The sequence below is a fragment of the Caldicellulosiruptor obsidiansis OB47 genome (genome assembly GCF_000145215.1).
GTDB lineage: Bacteria > Bacillota > Thermoanaerobacteria > Caldicellulosiruptorales > Caldicellulosiruptoraceae > Caldicellulosiruptor > Caldicellulosiruptor obsidiansis.
In genome coordinates this window covers 1961614-1979451 of the sequence record NC_014392.1, presented here as the reverse complement: position 1 = coordinate 1979451, position 17838 = coordinate 1961614, and the positions used below count along the sequence as shown (strand labels likewise).

The window sequence follows — 17838 nt, the reverse complement described above, 5'->3', positions numbered from 1 at the left end:
CTTTTGAAGCAAGTAGCCCTTTTATTTTTTCGAAAGTATGCTTTTATAAATTTCAAATTGCATCCTTGCCATGTTTTCTGCAGAGAACCTTTCTTTTGCTTTTTTAGAAAGAAGCTGTCCAAACTCTTTGATGAGATCTTTATTTTGCAAAAGAATTTCTATCTTTTGAGCAAGGCCTTTATAATCTCCAACCTCAAATAAAAAACCGTTTTTGCCATCTTCAATTAGGTCTGGCACGGAACCCACTTTGCTTGATATGCAGCACTTTTCAAGTGCTGTTGCCTCTAAGATTGAATATGGGAAGGTTTCGGAGTATGAACTGATGACATTTATATCTATACTATTGAAAAAGTCATATGGATTTTTTATGGTGCCAAGTAGAAATACTCTATCGTTCAAATTATATACACTTATCATTTGCTTTAAAAATTCCTTTTGAGGACCACTTCCGCCGATTAAAAAAATAACATCAGGATATTTTTTAGCTATTATACTTGCAGCTTTTATAAACACATCAAGACCTTTTACCTTGTATAACCTGCTCAAGTTTCCTATAACTATTTTGGAATCAAATACTTTTCTGTCAAGAAACTTTGATAAAAACTCATCCTTTTGCACATAATGTATCTCTTTTGAAAAATCAAAACCATTATACAAAAGAAAAATTCTATCTTCTCTTATCCCAAGACCCTTTATCTTGTCAATCAGTGCAGAGCCCACAGAAACAAAATAGTCAAATCTTTTTAAAGCAAGTTTATTTAGAAATGAAAAAAACACTCTTTTATAAAAAGAGTCTTGGAAATCTAAATCAAAATCACTATGTACTGTTGTGATAAATGGCTTGTTTTTAATTTTTAGTTTTAAAAACATTCCGATAAAGTTTGCTCTTGCACCATGACAGTGAATAATATCATAATTTTCATTTTCAATAATTTTTGCAATTTTATCAACTACACTCAGATCCAATCGAGAAGATTGCTCAATAACATCTATGTCAATTCCAGCATTTTTTACTTCTTCATAGAATTGTCCGTACATAAAGCATATAATTTTAAGGGTAACAAGATTTTTTAGCTTCGAACACAGATTTATTATATGTGTCTTTGCTCCTCCTGTATCACCACCGCTTATAAGGTGCAAAACTTTCATTTTAGAAAAACAAACCTCCTCAACTTAAATACCTTATCGATTAGATTATATCATAACTCTTTATAAAAGAGTGAAAATATGATAAAAATATATCGTGTGGATTTGAAAAGATTTTTAAGGAGAAACTAAAATGAAAATAAAAAACATTTATGTTTGTCAGGAGTGTGGTTTTAGAACTTCAAAATGGCTTGGAAGGTGTCCAAACTGTTCAAGCTGGGATACCTTTGTGCTTGAAAGAGTAGACCAAAACAAAACAGAAACTATTTCTGCTTCAAAAGAAAACTTAGCTGTTCTAAAACTTTCTAACCTCAGTACAAAAGAAGAAAGGTTTTTCTCTGGCATAGAAGAGCTGGACAGTGTTCTTGGCGGTGGATTTGTAAAGGGAGAGCTCATTTTGCTTGGCGGTGAGCCGGGAATTGGAAAATCAACTTTGCTTTTGCAGGTTGCAAATATATTAAGTGGAAGAATGAAGGTTTTGTATGTATCAGGCGAGGAAGGAGCAAACCAGCTAAAACTTAGAGCACAAAGGCTTGGTATTGAAGGAAGCTTTGATGTTGTATGTGAAACCAATTTTGATTTAATAAAAAATATTATCTTGGGATTAAAGCCAGAGTTTGTTATAATTGATTCTATACAAACCATGTATGTACCAGAAAATCAGTCAGCGCCTGGAAGTGTAACCCAAGTTAGAGATGTTACAATGCAGCTTTTAAAAATCTCAAAGACTTATAACATCACAGCTGTAATTGTGGGGCATGTGACAAAAGATGGGCTTATTGCAGGACCGAGAGTTTTAGAACACATGGTTGACTGTGTATTGTATTTTGAAGGAGAAAGATTTAATACATACAGAGTGATTAGAGCATACAAAAACAGGTTTGGTCCTACAAATCAGCTTGGAATTTTTGAGATGACGGATAGTGGACTTGTCGAGGTAAAAAATCCTTCAAGCATTTTTTTGGAAAGCAGTTACAATGTTGAGGGTGTGGCTATTTATTCTGCAATAGAAGGAACAAGGTCTATTCTTTTAGAGATACAAGCGCTTACTACTCCAACCTCTTTTGGCACACCAAGAAGAACAGTGACAGGAATTGATTATAATAGATGTGTGATGCTTTGTGCTGTGCTTGAAAAGAAAATGGGCTTTGCGTTAAATGTTCAGGATATATATGTAAATGTGGCTGGTGGATTTAAGGTTTCAGAGCCGGCGGCAGACCTTGCCATTGTGTGCGCAATAGCTTCAAGTTATAAAGGACTTCCTATTGGAGATACTGTATTAATAGGTGAAGTGGGTTTGACAGGCGAAATTAGAGCTGTGTCGAATATAGAAAAAAGATTGAACGAAGCAAAAAAGCTGGGGTTTAAAAGGGCTATCATTCCAAAGAGAAATATGGAGACAATCCAAAGTGATGGCACAATTGAAGTCTTTGGAATGTCAAATATAGAGGAAGTCTTGAATTTTATATTTTAGCAAAAGAGAGATGATTGAAAAATGCTTTTAGAAGAGCTTAAAAAGATGTTAATTTCAGAGGGTGCAAGTGATGTGGGGTTTTCTTCCATAAATTCATACCTGCCAGATGATCTGAAGATGTTCAAAACATGTATAACAGTGGTTGTAAAGCTTTCAGATGCCATTGTTAACGAGATTGTTAACTCACCAACATTTACATACTATCACCACTACAAAGCTGTAAACAATCTTATTGACCTTTTGACCTTAAAAGGTGTGCTGTTTTTGGAATCAAAAGGATATTTTGCTTATAGCATTGCTGCATCACAGAGTGTTCATGGCAAGGACAATGGGTTTTCGGGTGTGCTGTCACATAAAATAGGTGCTGTGCTTTCTGGAATGGGGTTTATTGGGAAGAACAATCTTTTTGTTCACGAAAGATTTGGACCACGTGTGCGCCTTGGAACAATTCTAACAACATATGAACCAGAAAACGTGATAAAAAATAATGTTATTGAGCCAAAATGTGGTGATTGTAATCTTTGTGTTGTGAGCTGTCCAGCTCAAGCAATCTATGGTAGGACATGGTATTTAGGTATAGATAGAAACGAGATGATAGACCCCCATGCATGTAGTAGTTATATGAAAGAAAAGTTTAAGTTCATTGGGCGGGGTCAGGTATGTGGCATATGCATGAGGGTCTGTCCTTATGGAAGTGAAGTAAAAAGATAGGTATTATCTTTTGAGCTGATATGTGTGGCAGTTTGTTTTTTCTTTTGTTCCCTGGGCAGATGAGCCACCGCCATCCACAGAAACTTCAATAGATGGGGCGGTGCATCTTTTGTTATCCCAGTACATGCAGTCTGAAACATTGCATGTGATTCTGTCTGGCATCTTCAATACCTCCGTTTTAATTTGAATTTGCAGCCTTCAAGGTTTATTTTCTGCAACTTGGTTTGAGTTTATTCAAAATAATAAATTGGGTGATCAAAGAGAATGAAAAACATTGTTATTTCAGGATACTATGGACAATTAAATACTGGTGATGAGGCGATACTAAGGGTTTTAATAGATAGGCTGAGAGAATATGAGAGACAAGAAAATGAAGATTTTAATATTGTGGTTCTTTCATCAAGACCGCACCTTACAAGTAAGATTTACAATGTAGAATCTATAAACAGAAAAAAGATTTGTAAAGTTGTTAAAGCAATAAAAAGATGTGATATTTTTATTTCTGGTGGAGGAAGTCTTTTTCAAAATGAGACAAGCAACAGAAGTCTTTATTATTACCTCTTTCAGATTTTTGTTGCAAAACTATTTGGAAAGAAGGTCTTTATTTTTTCTCAAGGGATAGGACCAATTAAAAACTGGTATAATGTCTTGATTTTCAAGCATATAATCAAGCTTGCAGATTATATTACAGTGAGAGATTATGATTCTTTTGACCTTTTGCATAGATTGAAGCTTAAAAACAAAATAGACTTGTCAGCAGATCCTGCATTTTTATTGAATCCTTGCTGCGAAAAGAAAGTAAAAAAACTGCTTCAAACATATGAAATAGATTTTAATAAAAAGACAATAGGAATAGTAGTAAGAAAGTGGAAAAAAGAAAAGGATATGACCGACAAAATTGCCCAGATTGCAGACATTCTTATAGAAAATGAAGGCTATAATGTTGTCTTTATTCCTTTTCAAGGCAAGTGGGATACAATAAAGATAAATGAAATTGTTTCAAAAATGAGTAATAAACCATATGTTCTTTCTGAAAATTTTCAACCTCATGAACTTTTAGGTATTTTTGGTTATTTTGATTTGATACTTGGGATGCGACTTCACAGTCTCATATTCGCAGCCAAAATGAACAAGAAATTTGTTGGGATATCTTATGATCCCAAAATTGATAGTTTTCTTAAAATATATGGTTTGAAACCAGTGGGATATGTTGACAGCTTTGATATTAACAATGTCCTATTAAATATTCAATATATGCTTAACGAAACAAAAATTCAAAAGAAAATCGAACAGATAACTCTCAATATGATTCAAAAGGCTGAAAAATCATTTGAGATTTTAAAAGAGGCTTTAGCCTCAATCAAGAAAAGAAAGAGCATCAATGTTTTGGGTGTAAGGATTGATTGTATCAATTTTGACAAGGCAAAGAAAAAATGCATAGAATTTTTATCTTCATCTTCACCTAAAGTGGTGTTTACACCCAATGTTGAGATGATAATGTTGGCCAGAAGAGATGAGAAATTTAAAAAGATTTTAAATTTGGGGGATTTAAATGTGCCTGATGGTATTGGTGTGGTTTGGGCATCAAAATATTTTGGTGAAAAACTGTATGAAAGGGTTACAGGTTTTGATCTAATGATGTCTCTTATGCCAGAGTTTGAGGAAAAGAAGACAAAAGTATTTTTACTTGGCGCAAAACCGGGAGTTGCTGAAAAAGCCAAAGAAAATCTTTTGAGACAATACAAAAAATTAGAAATTTGTGGGGTTCATCATGGATATTTTAGTGAAGATGAAAATGATATGGTTGTGGAGATTATAAACTCCTCAAAAGCAGATGTTTTATTTGTTGCAATGGGTATGAAGAGACAGGAAGAATGGATTTACAAAAATAAAAAGAAGCTCAAATGTAAGCTCATTATGGGTGTTGGTGGCAGCCTTGATGTTTTGTCAGGTGAGGTAAAAAGAGCACCTGTTATATTTCAAAGATTAGGGCTTGAATGGTTTTACAGACTAATTACTCAGCCTTGGAGATTCAAAAGAATGCTTGCACTCCCTAAATTTGTACTTATTGTCTTAAAAACAAGGATATTTGGAGGAAGATAGATGCTAAAAAAAATTTTCAGGGTAATATACGAATATACTGCAATAACCTTTGGTTCACTTTTAGTGGCACTATCTTTGAATCTTTTTCTTGTTCCAAATAAGATTGCAGCTGGGGGTTTTTCTGGAATTGCAACAGTTGTATATTATGTTTCGCACTACAAGCTTCCTGTGGGTATGACCATGCTTGCATTGAACATTCCCGCTTTTATTCTTGGTATTAGAACAATTGGTGTGGATTTTGGTGTAAAAAGTGTTTATGGTACGATCATTCTTTCAGTGCTCACAGACATCACCACATTTGTTCACTGCATTACATATGACAAGCTTTTAGCGTCAGTGTTTGGTGGAGCACTGATGGGGATTGGACTTGCTATTGTTCTTCTTTTTGGTGCAACAACTGGCGGAACTGAAATGCTTGCAAAGATTATACATAAATATATTTCATTTATCTCTGTGGGTCAAATCCTTTTAGGACTTGATGTTGCAGTTATTGTGCTTGCATCAGTTGTATTTAAAAATTACGAACTTGGACTTTGGGCAGTTTTGACCCTCTTTGCATGTTCAAAACTTATTGATGCAATACTGGAGGGTGTCAACTTTGCAAAAGCACTCATAATAATCTCAGATAAATCTGACATAATTGCTGAAAAGATTTTAAAAGAGCTTGACAGGGGAGTCACAGCTCTTCACGGTGTTGGTATGTGGACAAAAACAGAAAAAAATGTTTTGCTGTGTGTGGTAAAGAGGCATGAGGTCAGCCGTGTCAAAAACCTTGTCAAGAGCATTGACCAAAGAGCCTTTGTGATTTTGACAGATGTTCGTGAGGTTTTAGGTGAAGGTTTTTCTGTTTGAGTAAAAAATAATTTAATGGTATAATAAAGAAAAAAGAATAATCTATCATTTAACGGGTAAACAGGAATCCTACAATTGTATTTTTATAAAAGGAGGTTTAAGGTACAAAATGGACAAGGCAAAAGAGCTTGAACTAAAAAAAATAGCAACCGAAATAAGAAAGAGTATAATTATTCAAACTGCGTCAGCTGGTTCTGGTCATCCTGGCGGTTCACTCTCTGGTGTTGAAATTTTAACGTATCTTTACTTTGTTGAAATGAATATCGATCCCAAAAATCCAAAAGATCCAAACAGAGACAGATTTGTTCTTTCCAAAGGACATGCATCGCCTCTTTTGTATGCCGTTTTGGCTGAAAAGGATTTCATCAACAAAGATGAGCTTACAGGCTTCAGGCAGATTTATTCAAATTTACAGGGTCATCCTGATATGAAAAAGGTGCCTGGAGTTGAGATGTCAACAGGGTCGTTGGGGCAAGGTTTGTCTGTTGCAAACGGTATGGCATTGGCTGGAAAGTTAGATGGAAAAAGTTATAGAGTTTATGTTTTACTTGGTGATGGTGAGATTCAAGAAGGTCAAATTTGGGAAGCAGCTATGACAGCAGCACATTACAAACTTGATAATCTTACAGCATTTTTAGACCACAATGGGCTTCAGATAGATGGCAAAATCACAGAGGTTATGTCACCTGAACCTGTTGATGAGAAGTTCAAGGCATTTGGCTGGCATGTGATAAAAATAGATGGACATGATTTTAACCAGATTGAAAATGCTGTAAATGAAGCAAAGACAGTAAAAGGAAAGCCCACAATTATAATTGCTGAAACAGTTAAAGGAAAAGGTGTATCGTTTATGGAAAACGAAGCTGGCTGGCATGGAACAGCACCAAATAAAGAGCAGGCACAAAAAGCCCTTGAAGAGTTGCAAAAGCAGTTAGAAAGTTTGGAGGTGCAAGGATAAGATGGCAAAAATAGCAACAAGAGAGGCATATGGTCAGGCATTGGCTGAGTTTGGGGAAATATATAAAAATATTGTTGTGCTTGATGCTGACCTTTCAAAATCAACAAGGACAGAAATTTTCAAGAAAAAGTTTCCTGAAAGGTTTTTCAATATAGGAATTGCAGAACAGGACCTCATGGCAACAGCAGCAGGATTTGCAACATGTGGCAAAATTCCTTTTGCAAGTACATTTGCGGTCTTTGCTGCTGGAAGAGCTTATGACCAGGTGAGAAATTCAATAGGTTATCCACACTTAAATGTAAAGATTGGAGCCTCACATGCAGGTGTGTCAATCGGCGAAGATGGTGCATCCCATCAGATGCTTGAAGATATAGCATTGATGAGGGTTATCCCTGGCATGGTAGTATTATCACCTGCTGATGCGACATCAACTTATGAGTGTGTAAGACTTGCGATTGAGCATGAAGGACCTGTTTATATTCGTTTGGGCAGGCTTGGTGTTGAGGAAATTTACAAAAAAGGAGAGCTGAAGCTTACTCTTGGCAAAGGTATTGTTCTTCAAAAAGGGAAAGATGTTGGTATTTTGGCAACAGGACTTATGGTACATGAAGCTATAAAGGCAGCAAAAATGCTTCAGGATGAAGGTGTTTCGGTATATCTTGTTGATATGCCATGCATAAAACCAATTGATGTTGATTTGATTTTAGATGTGGCAAAGATAACTGGCTGCATTGTCACAGCAGAAGAGCACAATATCTTAGGCGGTTTTGGAAGTGCTGTTTCTGAGGTTTTGGCTCAAAACTATCCTGTACCGGTAAAAATGGTTGGTGTAAATGATGAGTTTGGAAGGTCAGGAAAGCCTGAGGATGTTCTCAAATATTACAAGCTCACAGCAGAGGAGATTGTCAACAAAGCAAAAGAAGTTATGAAGATGAAAAAATAAAATATTATCAGTGGATGAAAAGCTGCCGCAAGTTTTAGATTGCGGCAGCTTTTTATTTTGTTGTGGTTGTGGTAAAATTTATTTGATACTAATGTATTGTTTTTATTGAAAACATACAATAAAGTGAGGAAATCACAATGGATGAAAGACTGAGGCTAAAAGAAAAGGTTCAGCACGGCAGTGCTATATTTCCTATAAATGTTTATGAAAATATATTTGTTCATGAGAACAATACTCTTCTTCCTCACTGGCATGAAGAATTTGAGATAGTTTATCTTGAAAAGGGAACAGCGAGTTTTAGAGTTGATGGCAAAGAGTATTTTTTGGGACCAAAACAGTTTTTATTTGTCAACTGTGGTTCAATTCACGGTGGAAAAGCTGAAGAAGATCCCGAGCCTTATGCTATTGTGTTCAGTTTTAATATGCTCTTTTCAGAAACTCCAGATATATGCAAAAGCAAATATTTGCAATCTATTTTAGAAAGAAAAGTGCTTGTTCAAAATAAGTTTGATGACCATTGTGTTGGAGAACTAATTTCGAGCATAATAACAGTGTGGAAAGAAAAGCCAAAAGGTTATGAACTTTTGGTAAAGGGCTATTTATATACTATATTTTATCATCTTTTTAATAGAGGCTATATTATAACAGATACTACTGACAGAGAATTTGATTTAAAAATTGAGAGGATAAAATCTGCACTTGATTATATAAATTTAAACTATTCATCTGAACTTGATATTGACATGTTAGCAAAAGTTTCAAACCTAAGCAAATTCTATTTTTGTCGTCTTTTCAAGGAAATTACTCATCTCACACCGGTTGATTACATAAACAAATTCAGGGTTGAAAAAGCAATAGAGCTTATCAAAAATACAGACATGAGTATTTCTGAAATTGCATTTGAAGTAGGTTTTAACAGTGTAAGTTATTTTATAAAGGTTTTTAAAGAGTATGTGGGCACAACTCCATTCAAGTACAAGAAAATATAAAAAGTTAAAACTTAACTTTCAATTGCTCAAAGCAAAGTATTTATACTTTTTTGCAAAAGAGTATGAGAAGTAATATAAAAAGCATTGTATAATAACACTTGATTGTTCTTCATCTCTTTACAAAGCAATAATTTTTTTATTCTAAAAGGAGAGGGATTGTTAAAATGAAATTCACAGAAGGTTTTTGGCGTGTCAAGGAAGGAGTGAGATTATATCATCCAGCTCATTTATATGATTATGAAGTGACAAGAGATTCTGTTACTGTGTATGCGCCAGCTCAATTTATCACAAATCGAGGTCAAACTTTACAAGGGCCTGTTTTCACTATGCGATTTTCTTCGCCGTTTGAGGATATTATAAGAGTGCAAATTTGGCACTACAAAGGGCAAATGGATAAAAAGCCATATTTTGAATTTTATAAAGAAGAAGGATATTGTCCTTTGATAGAAGATTCTTCGGATACTATAGTAATAACAAGTGGGAAGCTCAAAGCCACCATTAATAAAAAAGGCGAATGGGGAGTAACATATTACTATGAAGACAAATATCTAACAAAAAATGGTTATAAGTATCTTGGTTATGCAATCATGTCTGATAATACTACTTACATGAGGGAACAGCTTTCTTTGGGTGTTGGCGAGTGTGTTTATGGGCTGGGTGAGAGATTTACCCCTTTTGTTAAGAATGGGCAGACAGTTGATATTTGGAATGAAGATGGTGGAACCATTTCTGAGAAGGCTTACAAGAACATTCCTTTTTATATCACAAACCGTGGTTATGGAGTTTTTGTAAATGATCCGGGGCGTGTGTCATTTGAGGTTGCCTCTGAGAATGTTGAGAGAGTTCAATTTTCTGTGAAAGGTGAGTATTTAGAGTATTTTATAATCGGTGGTAGTAACATGAAAAATGTTTTAGAAAATTACACAAAACTTACTGGTCGACCAAAACTTCCACCAGCTTGGTCTTTCGGACTGTGGCTTACAACCTCTTTTATCACGAATTATGATGAAAAGACAGTTACAAGCTTTATAGATGGAATGCTTGAAAGAGATATTCCTCTTCATGTATTTCACTTTGACTGTTTCTGGATGAAGGATATGCACTGGGTTGATTTTGAATGGGATAAAAGGGTCTTTCCAGAACCTTTCAAGATGCTAAATGGTTTAAAAGAAAAGGGAATTAAGATTTGTGTTTGGATAAATCCTTATGTGTCTCAACTTTCGAAACTTTTTGATGAGGGAAAAGAAAAAGGATATTTTTTAAAAAAAGCCAATGGGGATATTTGGCAGACAGATGATTGGCAACCTGGAATGGCTATTGTTGATTTTACAAACCCGGAGGCTTGCAAGTGGTATTCAGAAAAGCTCAAAGAGTTAATTAAAATGGGAGTAGATTGTTTTAAGACAGATTTTGGCGAGAGAATTCCAACAGATGTTGTATACTTTAATGGTTCTGACCCTGAAAAGATGCACAATTACTACACTTATCTTTACAACAAGAAGGTATATGAAATATTGGAAGAAGTTCTTGGCAAAGGAGAGGCAGTTGTCTTTGCGAGGTCTGCAACAGCTGGAAGTCAAAAATTCCCTGTGCACTGGGGCGGAGATTGTTTGGCTTCATATGAGTCCATGGCAGAGACACTAAGAGGAGGTCTTTCACTTTCACTTTGCGGATTTGGTTTTTGGAGTCATGATATAGCAGGTTTTGAGAGCACGGCAACTCCAGATCTTTATAAAAGATGGGTTGCATTTGGGCTTTTGTCTTCCCATAGCAGACTTCATGGAAATTCTGCCTATAAAGTTCCATGGCTTTATGACGATGAAGCAGTAGATGTTTTGAGGTTTTTTACAAAGCTAAAATGTAGACTTATGCCTTATATCTTTGCAAAGGCTAAAGAAACGGTAGAAAAGGGAATTCCAGTCTTAAGACCTATGGTATTAGAGTTTCCAGATGACCCAGCATGCGAATACCTTGATAGACAATATATGCTTGGAGACAGCCTCTTAGTTGCTCCAGTTTTCTCAACAAATGGTAAAGTTAAGTATTATGTTCCAGAGGGAACATGGACAAATATATTGACTGGAGAGAAAGTTGTTGGTGGCAGATGGAGAGAGGAAAAACATGGCTATTTTAGCCTTCCACTTTTGGCAAGACCGAATTCGATAATTCCAATAGGAAGTTGTGACGCAAGACCTGATTATGATTATGTGAACAATGTGACTTTGAATGTTTATGAATTGGAAGATGGAAAAGTAGCTTGTGTGGTTGTAAATAATGTAAGTGGCGAAACAGAACTTGAATTAGAAGTAAAAAGAAACAATGGTAAAATTTTAATAACTGTATTGAAAGATTCTCAAAAGCCGTGGAGACTTTTTTTCCATGGACTTGGATTAAAGTCTCAGTTTAATGCAATTGTAAATCAAAAAGATAATGGTAGTGAAGTAATTTTAGAAGTAGCAAGTAAAGAGGCGTTGTTGAATATTGACAAAATATATAATTAAAATTAAAGAAATCAAATAGGTGAGATAAAAATGAGATTCTTTTTTGTAAATTTGAAAATAAAGAAAAAGTTCATATTGGCATTTGTGATTTCTGCTTTAATTCCCCAAACTATTTTGGGGATTATTCTTTTTTTAAACCTCAGAGCAATTGCTTTAGAAAATGCTATCAAAGACACGAGAAAAAATGTTGAGGATGTAAAAATCAAACTTATGGATATTGTACAGAATGCGGTTGATATTTCTAATAAGTTATATCTTGATAAAAAACTCTTGAATATACTTTCAACAGAATATAAAGATATATCTGAGATTTATTATGATTATAATTCATATACAGAACTTTCCAATCTTATGTCTATTTACCACAGAAATATTTATGCAATAAAAATTTTTGCATTTAATCCCACATTGCTTGATACAGGCGAAATTATAAAGGTTGACCAGCACATTAAAGCTCAGAAATGGTTTAAAAAAGCGATAAAAGGTGATGGAAAAATTTTATGGGACCTTGTTTATGATGAGAATCCATTTCGTCCACAGTATTATTTCAGTTTGATCAGACTAATAAAAAATTCTTATGGAGAAAAAATAGGTGTAATGGTGATTTATATAAAGAAAGAAAAACTTGAAGAAATATTATCACTTCATTTAAACACTCTTGTAGTTAACGATGATAAAGTTGTTGTTGTAGCAAAGGATGAAAAACTTATTGGCAAAAGACTAAATTTTGACTTGTCCTTAGAAGATGATTGTTTTTTTAAAAATTTCAATATCTATAACCAAAGAACAATGGCAATTTTAGGTACAATTAGTGCAAGTGAAAGTGGGAATAGCTTCCTTAAAATTATTTCATTTTTCTCGAAGAAAAAAATATTTGAAAGTGTTAACAGAATAACTTTTATTACATTTGGACTTATACTTATTAATTTACTGGTTTCACTTCTGCTTATGCTCTTATTCTCTAAGCTAATAACAGATAGAATAGCAATATTAAATAAAAAAGTAAATGAAATATCGCATGGCAATTTAGATGCACAGATAAATATTTTAGGCAATGATGAAATAGGACAGCTCACAGAAAATATAAAAACAATGGCGAAAAATATCAAAAATCTAATTGACCAGGTATATCTTGCAGAAATTCAAAAACAACAAATAATAGCAAAACAAAGAGAAATCCAGCTTGAAATGCTTTGTAATCAGATAAATCCTCATTTTTTATTCAATACTCTTGAATCTATCAGGATGAAAGCATTTTGTACTGGTCAACATGAAATAGCTCATGTTGTTTATTTATTGAGTGATCTACTAAGAAAAAGCCTTGAGATGACAACAGATTTAATATCTTTGGAAAAAGAAATTGAAATTGTTAAGGAGTTTTTAGAAATTCAAAAGTTTCGATTTGGAGATAAAATAAATTACAAAATTGAAGTTCAGGAAAATCTCTTTTCTTCAAAAGTGCTTCCATTTATTATCCAGCCACTTGTAGAAAATTCTATCAGACATGGCATAGAACCTATGATAGGTAAAGGAAGTATTGAAGTTAAAGTATTTGAAGAAGATGAAGTGATAAAGATAATTGTAGCGGACAATGGAGTTGGAATGTCAAAGGAAAAGCTTGAAGAGCTTTTAAGTTCTTTAGATGGAAAAGACAAAAGTCATGTAGGACTAAAAAATGTTTATCATAGACTGAGACTGTTTTATGGGGATGAGGCAAGAATTTATATAGATAGTGAACTTAGTAAAGGCACAAATGTGAAAATTCAAATTCCAAAGAGGTGAAAGAGGTTATGCTAAAGACAATTTTAATTGACGATGAGCCTATTATTTTAGAAGGTCTTCAAAAAATTATTGATTGGGAATCTCTGGGGTTTGAGGTTGTCGCTACTGCTCAAGATGGAATAGAAGGATTGGAAAAAATAAAAAAATTTAAACCTGAGGTTGCTTTGATTGATATTAGAATACCCGGAATAGATGGGCTTACGCTAATAAACAAGTTAAAAGAGGAAAAAGTGAATACAAAAATTATAATTATTTCAGGGTATTCTGAATTTGAATATGCAAAAGAAGCAATTGAACTTGGTGTTGAAAGTTATTTGCTAAAACCTGTTGACCCGTATTTACTTCAGCAGAAGTTAGAGAAGGTAAAACAAAAAATTAGCCAGGAAATTGAACTTCAAAAAATGATGCATACAACTCAAGAACTTGGTTTGGAAAAAGTAATAGAAAAACTTTTGCTGGGGACATTTGAAGCTAATGAAATAGACTATTTTAATGGTTTTTATAAACTTTCACTTCCGTGGAAAAAATACCAGGTTGCAATAGTAACATTTTATAACAAGGGTAATCAAAAGTTTATGGAAGATAGGATTTTTCGTTTTAAGAGCGAAGTGGATGGATTTTTAAAAAGAAATAAGTGTGGATATACTACTGTTGTTAACAATCATATATGCATACTTTTCAAAGATTTTTGGTATCCATTCAATAGCAAAAGTATTAACATTTTAAAAGAAAACTTAATGAGAATTGCGGGAAGTCAAGTAATAATCTCAATTGGGAGTGAAGTGAATGACTATAATCTTATTAAAAAATCATTTGAGGAAGCAAATAGGCTTCTTGAAAACAGATTTTTGCTGGGGTATAAAGGAATTATTTACATAGGAGAATGTAAGGAATATGAAAAAAATAGGGAAAATAAATTTAACGATAAAGAATATATTGAAAAATTGGTAATGGCTATTGTTCTAAATGGATTTGACAGTATTAATCAGATACTTGAAAAGAAAACTGAAAACCTTTTGTATAGCGATATGTCTGAAGAAGATGTAAAAATAAATTTTTTAAACTTTTATATTGAAACATTATATAAATTGTTACAAGACAATTTATATAAGCCTGTTGTTGAAAAGTATCTTTGTCGGGAGATTTTAAAAAACCTTTATATGCAACAGACATTAACAGAATTAAAAAGTTTAATAAAGTTCTATTTTGTATCTTTGGCAGATGAAATCAGTAAAATAGATCCTAAGAGCTTTAAAAGAAAAATTGCTGAATTCATAGAAAAAAACTATTTTGCAGATATAAAATTAGAAATAATTGCCAATGCATTTGGATACAACAGTTCATATTTTAGTAAACTATTCAAAAAGATATTTGGAGAAAACTTTACAATATATTTAGATAAAGTGCGAATAGAAAAAGCAAAAGCCTTTTTGAAGGAAGGATATAAGGTATGCGAAACAAGTAAAAAAGTTGGATTTGATGACGTTGATTATTTCTGTTCAAAGTTTAAAAAATATGTAGGACTTTCACCAAAAGAATATAAAGAACAAATAAAGAAATAAAATATTTATGTTTATTTACAAAAAAGTTCATCTAAATAAATTTTGGAATTCTTATCTATATTGCAAAAAAGAAGCTATCCAGTGTTTTCAGGACAGCCCTTTTTAACATATTTTCTGAGTTTTTAATCCAAACAAAATTTACCATTCTTTAGTTTTATATTTTTGAATTTACTCAACAATTTTGTTTTTTCTTTCAAATCATCAAGCTATTCAGTAAGTTCTTTTTTCTTTTGTTCTAAAAGTTTATAATATTCGTCCTGTAAATTATTGATATCTTCTTCGGCAAGGTGATTTTGTTCTGCTAACTTTTTCCCTTCTGGTGTTCCGAAAAATACTTTTTTCTTGAATTCAGAAATATATTCAAGAGAAGAAATTAAAGCACCTGTTTCTATATGCAATTGTTTATATTTTTGCCAAATACTTTTTCAATTTTGTGGATTCTCTTTAAGTTCGTTTAAAAGCTTGGACCATTCTTCTACAAATGGTTTTATAATTTTTAACTTTTCTTTTAGTTTTATTGTTTCTAAGTTATCGTTTGGGGTAAGATTTTTTTCAATAGTTTTGTTCATAGAATAATAGTAATCAGCAACTGCACTACCAAGTGCTTGTATTTTGTTATATAATATTTCAACTTTTGGTTTGGCAGATTTATCCTCATTGTGTTGTATGCTTGTAGAGTTTTCGGCGTTTTCATACGCGAAAGCAATTTGATTTTACTATTTTGTTTCGAAGAAATAATTTTTTTGTTCCACGCACCTTATTCCAATTACAAGTGATATAATCACAAAAAAGACTAAAACATTTAAAAAGGCTTTATTTTTCATTTTTGCTTTCTTCCTTTATCTTTAAATTAATGTCTAAACTACAGGGTACAAGATGTCAAAAAAATAGGGTATCATTATTTTGTTTTTCCTTTTAAAATTCATTATTGATACAGCAGTGAGTTTTGATCAAAATTTGGAGGGCAAAAAATGAACAGTGCAAAACTTACAAAGAAGTTGTGGCGACAAAGATATTTAATCCTTATGATTTTTCCTTTTATAATATGGCTTATAGTTTTTAGATATATCCCTCTGTGGGGTTGGATTATGGCGTTTCAGGATTATAAACCTGGCAAACCTATTTGGAGTCAAGAATGGGTTGGATTTAAGTGGTTTATTGAGATGTTTCAGGACCCTGATTTTTATAAGGCTATGAGAAATACCTTAGTTATGAGCTTTATGGGATTAATATTTGGCTTTCCATTGCCAATAATATTAGCTTTGCTTTTGAATGAAATAAAAAATATAGTATTTAAGAGAACTGTTCAGACAATTTCATATCTTCCACATTTTGTTTCATGGGTTGTTGTAGCAAGTTTAGTGAGCGAAATTCTCTCGCCAAGCGGTGTTATAAATCAAATATTACAAAAATTTCATCTCACAAACTACCCGGTGATGTTCATGGCTGATCCCCGGTATTTTTGGTGGATAGTTACATTTTCTGATATTTGGAAAGAACTTGGTTGGAACACGATTATATACTTGGCAGCTATCACGTCAATAAATCCTGAGTTATATGAAGCTGCAACAGTTGATGGTGCTGGAAGATTCAGAAAGATGATAAACATAACTTTGCCTGGTATAATGCCAACAGTCATAGTTCTTTTGATTTTAAGTATAGGAAACATAATAAACATAGGGTTTGAAAAGCAATTTCTTTTAAGAACAGCTGCAACAAGAGATGTTGCTGATGTAATTGACCTTTATATACTTACATATGGTATAGGTACAGGCAGATATTCGTTTGGAACAGCTGCAGGTGTTTTCAAGTCAGTGGTGAGCTTGATTCTACTTATTTTTGCTAATTGGTTTTCTAAAAAGGCAACTGGATATCGAATGATGTAAAAGAAGAAAATTTGACTCAAAGGAGGCATTTTGAAGTGAAAAAGAAGACAGCTGGGGATGTGGTTTTTGAAATATTTAATTACCTATTAATGATAATTTTAGCTGTTATCACTCTCTATCCCTTTTTACATGTTTTAGCTGTATCACTAAATGATCCTTATGATACAGTTAAAGGTGGAATTACAATATTTCCACGAAAATTTACTTTAGTAAACTATACAGAAACATTAAACTATCCTCAAATTCCTTGGGCTGTTATGATAACTGTGCTAAGAACAGTTATTGGCACTGCAATAGGTGTTTTGTCAACTGCTATGGTTGCCTATGTTATAAACAGGAAGGATTTTATTGCAAGAAGACCAGTTGCTATAATGTTTATTATTACTATGTACGTAGGTGGAGGCTTGATCCCTGACTACATGTTGGTAAGAGGACTTGGACTTATGAATAACTTTTTAGTGTATATTCTTCCTGGTCTTATAAGTCCTTTTAATGTTATTGTTATAAAGTCATATATGGAAGGAATTCCGCCAGATTTAGAAGAATCAGCAATGATAGATGGAGCGAATGACTTTTTGATATTTTGGAGAATAATATTACCTCTTTGTGCTCCTGTTATTGCAACAATAAGTTTATTTATTGCAGTTGGACACTGGAACTCATGGTTTGATACATATCTGTATTGTTCAAGTGAACCTAAACTTACCACCTTACAGTATGAACTACAGAAAATTTTGTCCAATGCAACTGCATCTTCTCAAGTAGACTATTATAGTAATCTTGATCCCAACAGGACAATGAAAGTCACACCACATTCATTGAGAATGGCAATGACAATTATTGTTACTCTACCCATATTGCTTGTGTACCCATTTGTTCAGAGATATTTCATCCATGGCATGACGATAGGTGCAGTAAAAAGTTAAAAATT

16 protein-coding genes are annotated in these 17838 nt (G+C 33.2%); 12 read left to right on the top strand and 4 right to left on the bottom strand.

From position 1 onward, the window contains the following. Positions 1-21: 21 nt before the first annotated feature. The gene (locus tag COB47_RS09225; RefSeq protein ID WP_013291110.1) at positions 22-1149 is read right to left on the bottom strand and encodes a glycosyltransferase; all 1128 of its coding nucleotides are present in this window, start codon (positions 1147-1149) and stop codon (positions 22-24) included. 130 nt (positions 1150-1279) lie between these two features. On the opposite strand from COB47_RS09225, the gene radA reads away from it, so the two are divergent. Both radA and COB47_RS09215 read left to right on the top strand, forming a co-directional pair. Next, the gene (gene radA, locus COB47_RS09220) at positions 1280-2620 is read left to right on the top strand and encodes a DNA repair protein RadA (protein WP_013291109.1); all 1341 of its coding nucleotides are present in this window, start codon (positions 1280-1282) and stop codon (positions 2618-2620) included. Positions 2621-2641: 21 nt separating this feature from the next. Next, a complete protein-coding gene (locus COB47_RS09215) occupies positions 2642-3331 on the top strand; it encodes a 4Fe-4S double cluster binding domain-containing protein (RefSeq protein ID WP_013291108.1) in 690 nt (229 codons plus the stop codon). 3 nt (positions 3332-3334) lie between these two features. On the opposite strand, the gene COB47_RS12015 is transcribed toward COB47_RS09215, so the two are convergent. Further along, positions 3335-3493 (bottom strand): DUF1540 domain-containing protein, encoded by a 159-nt coding sequence (locus COB47_RS12015; RefSeq protein ID WP_013291107.1) that lies wholly within the window; start codon positions 3491-3493, stop codon positions 3335-3337. A gap of 102 nt (positions 3494-3595) precedes the next feature. On the opposite strand from COB47_RS12015, the gene csaB reads away from it, so the two are divergent. The 8 genes from csaB (at position 3596) to COB47_RS09175 (ending at position 15021) form a co-directional block, all read left to right on the top strand. After that, complete coding sequence (gene csaB / locus COB47_RS09210) at positions 3596-5434, top strand: polysaccharide pyruvyl transferase CsaB (RefSeq protein WP_013291106.1); 1839 nt, start codon at positions 3596-3598, stop codon at positions 5432-5434. After that, positions 5435-6286 carry a YitT family protein gene (locus COB47_RS09205; RefSeq protein ID WP_013291105.1) on the top strand — a complete coding sequence of 284 codons (852 nt, stop codon included), beginning with the start codon at positions 5435-5437 and terminating at the stop codon, positions 6284-6286. 109 nt (positions 6287-6395) lie between these two features. Next, on the top strand, positions 6396-7244 hold the full coding sequence (locus tag COB47_RS09200) for a transketolase (protein WP_013291104.1): 849 nt from the start codon (positions 6396-6398) through the stop codon (positions 7242-7244). Position 7245: 1 nt separating this feature from the next. After that, positions 7246-8187: a transketolase family protein gene (locus tag COB47_RS09195; RefSeq protein WP_013291103.1), complete on the top strand. Its 942-nt coding sequence runs from the start codon at positions 7246-7248 to the stop codon at positions 8185-8187. A 137-nt stretch (positions 8188-8324) separates the two neighbouring features. Next, positions 8325-9176 carry an AraC family transcriptional regulator gene (locus tag COB47_RS09190; protein ID WP_013291102.1) on the top strand — a complete coding sequence of 284 codons (852 nt, stop codon included), beginning with the start codon at positions 8325-8327 and terminating at the stop codon, positions 9174-9176. Positions 9177-9340: 164 nt separating this feature from the next. After that, entirely contained in the window at positions 9341-11677 is a 2337-nt protein-coding gene (gene yicI, locus COB47_RS09185) for an alpha-xylosidase (RefSeq protein ID WP_013291101.1), read from the top strand. Between the two features lie 30 nt (positions 11678-11707). After that, complete coding sequence (locus COB47_RS09180) at positions 11708-13459, top strand: sensor histidine kinase (protein ID WP_013291100.1); 1752 nt, start codon at positions 11708-11710, stop codon at positions 13457-13459. A gap of 8 nt (positions 13460-13467) precedes the next feature. Beyond that, positions 13468-15021 (top strand): response regulator transcription factor, encoded by a 1554-nt coding sequence (locus COB47_RS09175; RefSeq protein WP_013291099.1) that lies wholly within the window; start codon positions 13468-13470, stop codon positions 15019-15021. 206 nt (positions 15022-15227) lie between these two features. Here the strand turns inward: COB47_RS09175 and COB47_RS09170 are convergent, their stop codons facing one another. Then, positions 15228-15419: a hypothetical protein gene (locus COB47_RS09170; protein WP_041742516.1), complete on the bottom strand. Its 192-nt coding sequence runs from the start codon at positions 15417-15419 to the stop codon at positions 15228-15230. Positions 15420-15446: 27 nt separating this feature from the next. Next, complete coding sequence (locus tag COB47_RS12215; protein ID WP_154646010.1) at positions 15447-15590, bottom strand: hypothetical protein; 144 nt, start codon at positions 15588-15590, stop codon at positions 15447-15449. Between the two features lie 402 nt (positions 15591-15992). Between COB47_RS12215 and COB47_RS09165 the strand changes: the two genes are divergently transcribed. Both COB47_RS09165 and COB47_RS09160 read left to right on the top strand, forming a co-directional pair. Beyond that, positions 15993-16907 (top strand): ABC transporter permease, encoded by a 915-nt coding sequence (locus COB47_RS09165; RefSeq protein ID WP_013291097.1) that lies wholly within the window; start codon positions 15993-15995, stop codon positions 16905-16907. A gap of 35 nt (positions 16908-16942) precedes the next feature. Then, positions 16943-17833 (top strand): carbohydrate ABC transporter permease, encoded by an 891-nt coding sequence (locus COB47_RS09160; protein ID WP_013291096.1) that lies wholly within the window; start codon positions 16943-16945, stop codon positions 17831-17833. The last annotated feature ends 5 nt before the right edge of the window (positions 17834-17838 follow it).

Excerpts from the sequence above, each read along its gene's own strand:
- COB47_RS09225 (WP_013291110.1), bottom strand. The coding sequence starts at position 1,149 with ATGAAAGTTTTGCACCTTATAAGCGGTGGTGATACAGGAGGAGCAAAG.
- csaB (WP_013291106.1), top strand. The coding sequence starts at position 3,596 with ATGAAAAACATTGTTATTTCAGGATACTATGGACAATTAAATACTGGT.
- COB47_RS09180 (WP_013291100.1), top strand. The coding sequence starts at position 11,708 with ATGAGATTCTTTTTTGTAAATTTGAAAATAAAGAAAAAGTTCATATTG.
- COB47_RS09205 (WP_013291105.1), top strand. The coding sequence starts at position 5,435 with ATGCTAAAAAAAATTTTCAGGGTAATATACGAATATACTGCAATAACC.
- COB47_RS09165 (WP_013291097.1), top strand. The coding sequence starts at position 15,993 with ATGAACAGTGCAAAACTTACAAAGAAGTTGTGGCGACAAAGATATTTA.
- COB47_RS09200 (WP_013291104.1), top strand. The coding sequence starts at position 6,396 with ATGGACAAGGCAAAAGAGCTTGAACTAAAAAAAATAGCAACCGAAATA.
- COB47_RS09175 (WP_013291099.1), top strand. The coding sequence starts at position 13,468 with ATGCTAAAGACAATTTTAATTGACGATGAGCCTATTATTTTAGAAGGT.
- yicI (WP_013291101.1), top strand. The coding sequence starts at position 9,341 with ATGAAATTCACAGAAGGTTTTTGGCGTGTCAAGGAAGGAGTGAGATTA.
- COB47_RS09215 (WP_013291108.1), top strand. The coding sequence starts at position 2,642 with ATGCTTTTAGAAGAGCTTAAAAAGATGTTAATTTCAGAGGGTGCAAGT.
- COB47_RS12215 (WP_154646010.1), bottom strand. The coding sequence starts at position 15,590 with ATGAACAAAACTATTGAAAAAAATCTTACCCCAAACGATAACTTAGAA.
- COB47_RS09195 (WP_013291103.1), top strand. The coding sequence starts at position 7,246 with ATGGCAAAAATAGCAACAAGAGAGGCATATGGTCAGGCATTGGCTGAG.
- COB47_RS12015 (WP_013291107.1), bottom strand. The coding sequence starts at position 3,493 with ATGCCAGACAGAATCACATGCAATGTTTCAGACTGCATGTACTGGGAT.
- COB47_RS09190 (WP_013291102.1), top strand. The coding sequence starts at position 8,325 with ATGGATGAAAGACTGAGGCTAAAAGAAAAGGTTCAGCACGGCAGTGCT.
- radA (WP_013291109.1), top strand. The coding sequence starts at position 1,280 with ATGAAAATAAAAAACATTTATGTTTGTCAGGAGTGTGGTTTTAGAACT.